Source organism: Bacteroidales bacterium (genome assembly GCA_018334875.1).
In the GTDB taxonomy this organism is placed as follows: domain Bacteria; phylum Bacteroidota; class Bacteroidia; order Bacteroidales; family UBA12077; genus JAGXLC01.
The window spans coordinates 1-6,503 of sequence record JAGXLC010000234.1; the positions used below are offsets into that span (position 1 = coordinate 1).

4 protein-coding genes are annotated in these 6,503 nt (G+C 42.4%); all 4 read right to left on the bottom strand.

Annotated elements, in window-relative coordinates; all coding sequences use genetic code 11:
- Positions 1–129: 129 nt before the first annotated feature.
- On the bottom strand, positions 130–2,037 hold the full coding sequence (yidC, locus tag KGY70_15105; GenBank protein ID MBS3776523.1) for a membrane protein insertase YidC: 1,908 nt from the start codon (positions 2,035–2,037) through the stop codon (positions 130–132).
- 136 nt (positions 2,038–2,173) lie between these two features.
- The gene (locus tag KGY70_15110) at positions 2,174–3,787 is read right to left on the bottom strand and encodes a CTP synthase (GenBank protein MBS3776524.1); all 1,614 of its coding nucleotides are present in this window, start codon (positions 3,785–3,787) and stop codon (positions 2,174–2,176) included.
- An 11-nt stretch (positions 3,788–3,798) separates the two neighbouring features.
- On the bottom strand, positions 3,799–5,775 hold the full coding sequence (locus KGY70_15115) for a DUF349 domain-containing protein (GenBank protein ID MBS3776525.1): 1,977 nt from the start codon (positions 5,773–5,775) through the stop codon (positions 3,799–3,801).
- Between the two features lie 327 nt (positions 5,776–6,102).
- The coding region (locus KGY70_15120) for a hypothetical protein (GenBank protein MBS3776526.1) at positions 6,103–6,503 on the bottom strand (401 nt) is incomplete at its 5' end.

Genomic DNA, 6,503 nt, shown 5'->3' on the forward strand with positions numbered 1-6,503 from the left:
GTCAATAGTGAAAAGATATAGATGGGAAGACGTGATGATAGGAATACTGAGGAGACACCCATTACTCATTACTCATTACTCATTACTCATTACTCATTACTCCCCACTCACAAGCCCATCACTCACTACTCATTTCTTCTTCGCCTGATAGCCCTGTTTCTTCTGTGCCTGTTTTTGCTGTGCTTCTTCTAAACGCTGCTGCATTTTCGATTTCTTCTGCGGTTTTTTCTTGTTTTCCTTCAGTTTTCTGTGAATTTCCTCATCATCCACAAAATTCCTGATTATCAATGTTTGACCGAGGGTTATAATATTGGAAAGGAAGAAGTAATAACTCAATCCTGAAGCAAAGCTGTTGAAAATGAACAGCAACATAACGGGCATGAAGTAGGTTGTAAAGAATTTCATGCCGGGCATCTGCTGGCTGCCACTCATCTGCGAACTGTTGATCTTTGTTGTAAAGATAAGGGTTACTGCCATCAGTAAGGTGAAAAGGCTGATATGGTCTCCGTAGAAGGGGATCGAAAAAGGCAGGTCCAGAATGGAGTCATAGGAAGAAAGATCATTGGCCCACAGGAAACCTTCCTGCCTCAGCTCAAAGGAAGACGGGAAGAACTGTACCATGGCTATCAATATAGGCAGTTGGAGCAACATCGGCAGACAACCGCCCATGGGGTTCACCCCTGCCTTTTTATACAGATCCATCTGAGCCCGCTGTTTTTTCATGCTGTCTTCCTTCTTCGGGTACTTTTTGTTGAGCTCATCAATTTCGGGCTTCAGTACCCGCATTTTGGCCTGCGAGAGATACGACTTGTATGTGAGCGGGAAGAGTACTGCCTTGATGATTAGGGTAAGGAGAAGGATGATGATCCCGTAATTGGCAATCGAATTATCCAGCCAGTTGAAGATGGGAATAATGATGTATTTGTTGACCCATTTGAATACGGCCCAGCCTAGCGGGATAAGGCTTTCAAATTCCTGATCGTATTGTTTCATCGTGTTGTAGTGATTGGGGCCAAAATAGAAGCTCATCGGAGCCTCATACTGGTCTTTGCTTTCATAGGGCACCCCAATCTCTGCGGCAAGGTATTTCTGATATTTTTCGGAGTCTTCTTCGTTGCGTACCTCTACTCTTGAATTGGTAAAATAGCCGTCCGATACCAGGATGGATGAGAAAAACTTTTGTTTAAAGGCGATCCACTTTAATCTGTTTTGCAGTTCTTCCTCTTCTTCATCACTGGTCATGCCCCCCAGGGTGTTCACCTCATCCTGATAAAACTTATACCCGACAGTGGTAGTGTTTCGCCTGTTGTCCTCACTTTTTTCCAGTCGTGGGGATCTAATATCCCACTGCAGATCCAGTTCGGTGTAATTATTGGGTATCACCTCGTTCATCCCGTGAAAACGGATGTTGAAATCCATTATGTGCGTATTGGGGGCAAGGGTATAAACATATTCAATATAACGATCCTGCCCCGCATGAAGCCGAAGTCTTACCGTTTGTTCACTTGCTCCTGCATAAAGGGAGTCCTGATCGCCTACCACTTCATAGTATAGATTGTTGGTGGCAATTTGGCGCTTGTTGGCAAAGAAATTAAAGCCAAATGTGTTGTGATCTCCGCTGAACAGGACCAGAGGCCTGCCATCGTAAGTTTCATATTTTTTTAATTCCACCGAATATGGCTTGCCACCTTTGGTAGAAATTTTTGTTTTCATCAGTTCATTCTCAAGAACGACAAACTCCTTTTCGCCTTTGGCTGACACAGCAAAGGGTCCGTACATATCCCTCAGTTCACTTTCGGTGGTATCTCTGCCGGTTTGGGCTTTTTCCTGTGTCTGGGCCTGCTGAGGTTGTGGCTGTTCTGCTTCTTGTTGTTTATCGGTTACCTGTGTATCTTGTTGCATTTGTTCCACTCTTTCCAGAGAATCCCGTACCCGTTGCATCCTTTGTCTTTCTTCCTCCGAAGGGCGGTTGACAATCCCATAAACAACAAGTATCAAAGCAATAATCAGAAGCCCTATTATTGAGTTTTTATCCATTTTGGTACAATTTTTATCTCGCCTTATAAATATTAGGGCCACAAAGATAAATTGAAATCATAAGATTTTCAAAAATCCATGGAGATAATGTTATTTTTTTGGAGTTGTTGCCGGCATCATTTGTAAGCCGTCAAATTTATACGGTTGATGAACACATTTCCTTTACAAATGCTACAAACAGGGGATGGGGATGCATAACCGTACTTTTGTATTCGGGATGAAACTGTACCCCTACAAACCAGCGATAATCAGGAATTTCTATAATTTCTACCAGGTTTGTTTCGGGATTGATTCCGGAGGCCATCATACCTGCTTTTTCAAAATCTTTCAGATAAGCATTGTTAAACTCATATCGGTGGCGGTGTCTTTCTTTTGTATGTGTGGTTTGATAAATTTTATGGACCCTGGAATTTTTTGTGATATCGCATGGATAACTTCCCAGGCGCATGGTTCCTCCTTTTTCGGTGATATTTTTTTGTTCTTCCATCAGATCAATAACAGGATAAGGGGTGCGCCGGTTGAACTCAGTTGAATCGGCATTCTTGTATCCCAGAACGTTGCGTGCAAATTCTATAACCGCACACTGCATGCCCAGGCAAATCCCTAAAAAGGGGAGATTGTTCTCCCGGGCATACCGGGCAGCTATGATCTTGCCTTCAATGCCTCTTTGCCCGAACCCGGGTGCTATTATTATTCCATGAAGATCCTGGAATTTTTCATCCACATTGTCGCTTGTAATATCTTCCGAATGAACGGTCACTACATCAACTTTGCATTGATTTTCTGCTCCCGCATGAACAAAGGATTCCTGGATCGATTTGTAGGAATCGGGCAGTTCCACGTATTTTCCCACCAGCCCTACCTTGATCGCGGTTTTTGGGTTTTTGAGCTTGTTTACAAAACTTTTCCACTGCTCAAGTTTGGGTTCTGTTTTGGTTGTCAGATCCAGTTTATTCAGAACAGTAAGATCCAGCTTTTCGGATTCCATCAGCAGGGGAACCTCATAAATGGTCTCCACATCTCTTGATTCCACCACCGAACCAAGCTCAACATTGCAAAACAAAGCCACTTTTTTCCGTATATCCTGATTCAGTGCCAACTCTGTTCGTAATACCAAAATATCAGGCTGTACCCCGTTTTCCAGCAAACCTTTTACCGAGTGCTGGGTGGGTTTGGTTTTTGATTCTCCTGAGGCCGAAATATACGGTACCAGGGTCAGGTGGATGACCACACTGTTGTGGGCTCCGAGTTCCCACTTCAACTGCCTCACCGCTTCAATATAGGGTAAGGACTCAATATCGCCTACAGTACCCCCGATCTCTGTGATTACCACGTCGTAATCAAAGCGTTTACCCAATAGTTTGATGCTTCTCTTAATTTCGTCTGTGATGTGGGGTATCACCTGCACCGTTTTTCCCAGGTAATCTCCTCTACGTTCCTTATTGATCACCGCCTGATAAATCTGTCCTGTGGTAACATTATTGTTCCGGGAAGTCAGTACACTGGTGAATCTTTCGTAATGCCCCAGATCCAGATCGGTTTCGGTTCCGTCTTCTGTAACGTAACATTCTCCATGTTCATAGGGATTGAGCGTACCCGGGTCAATATTGATGTAAGGATCGAGCTTTTGTATGGCCACGGAGTATCCCCGGGCAAGCAGTAATTTGCCGAGAGAGGCTGATATGATTCCCTTGCCCAGTGAGGAGGCAACGCCGCCGGTAACAAAGATATATTTGGTATTTTCGGCCAATGTATTAGAATTTATTCTTCTTCCGTATCGAATGTGTCAATTAGTTTGATCTTTTCCTCCAGAACGCTTATTTCATTCTTTGCATGCTCTATCTTCTTCTTATAATCATTGATCATTGAGTTTGCTTCACTGGATTCGGCTGAAATGAAACCCAGATTGTTTTCCCACAAATGGATATTATTTTCCAGCTTTTCGATTTTATTCATGAACTTATCGCGCTCCTGGTACATTCGGTTTTCTGCTTTAGGCTTTTGCTGGAGATTTTTGAGTTTGCTGCGGTATTTTAGCACTTCTTTTTGGATGTCGTCAATGTTCAGATTATCATACTGGTTGTATATGGCTTTTCGGTATTCTTCCTGAATCTTGTCCTTTTGTTCATAGGGAACAAATCCTATGTGACTCCATTCGTCTTCAAAAGTTTGCAGTTGCTTTATGTCTTCCTCCATATTGTCGGAGGGTTTGAAGTTGCGTATTTTTTGAATTAATTCTTCTTTTAATTCCAGGTTCTTTTCAAAATCATTATCCGTGGTTTTTTCCTGCTGCTTTTTTCTTTGGAAAAAATGATCACAAGCCCCCCGGAACCGGTTCCATATCTCATCTGCCTGGTTTTTGGGAACGGGTCCTATTTCTTTCCATTGTCTCTGGAGGCGGACCAGTTCTTTTTTTGTATTAATCCAATCGGTACTGTCTTTTAATTCTTCTGCCCGGGCCAGCAATTCCTTTTTCTTCTTTAGATTGTTTTCCTGCCACTCCCTGTGTTGATCATAGAACTCTCTTTTTCGGTCAAAAAACCGGTCACACGCTTTTCTGAAACGGTGAAAAATTTTGTTGTTATATTTTTTGGGAGCAAAGCCGATTTTCCGCCATTCTTTTTGAAGATCAAGTATTTGCCGTGTATATCGATTCCAGGCTTTATGGGTGTTTATTTCCTTTTCAGCAATTTCTTCAGCCTGTTCACAAATTTTCCTTTTTGCTTCCAGGTTTTCGTTTTCTTTTCTTTTTAATTCTTTAAAATATTCCTGATGGCGCTTATTGATTTCATAGGTTGCCGACTTAAATCTTTGCCAGATTTCCTCTCGTTTTCCGTAAGGAACGGGTCCGATTTCCCTCCATTGGTCGTGATAATCCTGGAGTGTCTTGGATGCCTCCACAATATTGTCTTCTTCCTTGAGTTGCTCAGCCTTTTCGCAAAGATCCAGTTTGGCTTCCAGATTTTTTTTCAGATCAAGATCCCTGAGTTCTTTATTGATTTTTACAAAATCGTAGAATTTTTCCACGTGATGATGGTAGGTGGCCCATAAAACTTTCTCCTTATTCTGGGGAACCGGTCCGGTGTCTTTCCAGCGCTTCTGAAGCTCCCGGAATTCCTTAAAGGTTTGGTTCATTGATTCCTTTTTGTTGACCAGATTTTTAAGCTCCTCAATAATCTTATATTTCTCCTCGAGATTTTTTTTCTTTTCATCTGCAATTTTCTTGTTGGCTTCAGCTTTGCGTTGCTTAAAGCGTCTAAGCAGTTCTTTCATCTCTTCTTCCTGGGGATCTTTTTCGGGCACAAAACTTTCCGGATCGCCCCCTTCGCTGGTGTGTCTTGTCTTGTTCTCTTCATTATCAGCCCGCTGTTTTTTATAAAAAGTGGCTTTGATGACGTCCACTTCTTTCCTGATGTTGTTGATGTTGTCGGAATCAACCAGTTCTTTGAGCCGGTCTACCAATTCCTGTTTGGTATAGGTGGTATAATCTATGTTGGGCATGTCCCGGGAAGCGTTCCGTTGATCAGAGAAATCCTGTTCCGGTTCCTGTGATCCGTCATCTGTTTCTGATTCTTGTTCCCCGTAGTTGTTTTCACCTTGATTAACCGCTTCCTGGTCTTCTTTATCATCCCCGTCATACTGATCCTGAGGCGTGTTGTTTTGGGTTACAGATTCAACCTGCTCATTTAATGGTTGATTCTGCTCTGAGCTAGATTTGTGATTCTCCTTGCTGTCCATACAGTGGGCTTTTTACTTCGACTTGCAAGCAAGTCATTAATTTATAATTGCTTTTAATCCTTTTTTGCGAATTTATATAAATTCTCAGTCAATCGCTAATAAATAACGGGTTCATTTTACAAAACAATTTTACCTTTATATTGAAACCTTGATCTGGTCACTGGACTCAATACTGCGACAAAGATAAAATATATATTGATTTGAAAAAAGAGCTGGGATGAATGGTACCAAATAAAATCCCCGGCATTGATCCCTGAAATGGGTTTATGCCGGGGATGGAATAAAATTTGTAAAGTGAAGGAAATCTCAAATTTTATGCTTTATAGCTTATTTTCTTATCCTTGTGGATCCCGATGGCCTAATTTGATGAATCCGGTTCACTGAACGGGCAGGGCTCCTGTAAACAGGGGTGCTTCTCCTGATCGGTTGGGTTCTGATATGTCGTCGTACCGGATCGCGCATGATTATGTTATTTCTGTCCGGTGTGCTCTGAATGTTTGAGGGACGAATATAATGCATCCTGTTTACTGATCTGGTATTTTGCCTCCGAATATTCCCGTCGGTTGCTTTTATGGTACGCAGGGGCATGCGTACCGTCCTGTCAGAAGGTATGCTCAGCCTTGTATTGGTTGAGGATTTATTTTCCGGCAAAGATACCACTCTTCTGATTCTTTGGGTATGGGGAGCGTTGGCATCAAACTTTCTGGTACTGTTTATGATACCTTCCC

Bases quoted from the DNA above. Each gene is read 5' to 3' on its own strand.
- yidC (MBS3776523.1), bottom strand. From the start codon at position 2,037: ATGGATAAAAACTCAATAATAGGGCTTCTGATTATTGCTTTGATACTT.
- KGY70_15115 (MBS3776525.1), bottom strand. From the start codon at position 5,775: ATGGACAGCAAGGAGAATCACAAATCTAGCTCAGAGCAGAATCAACCA.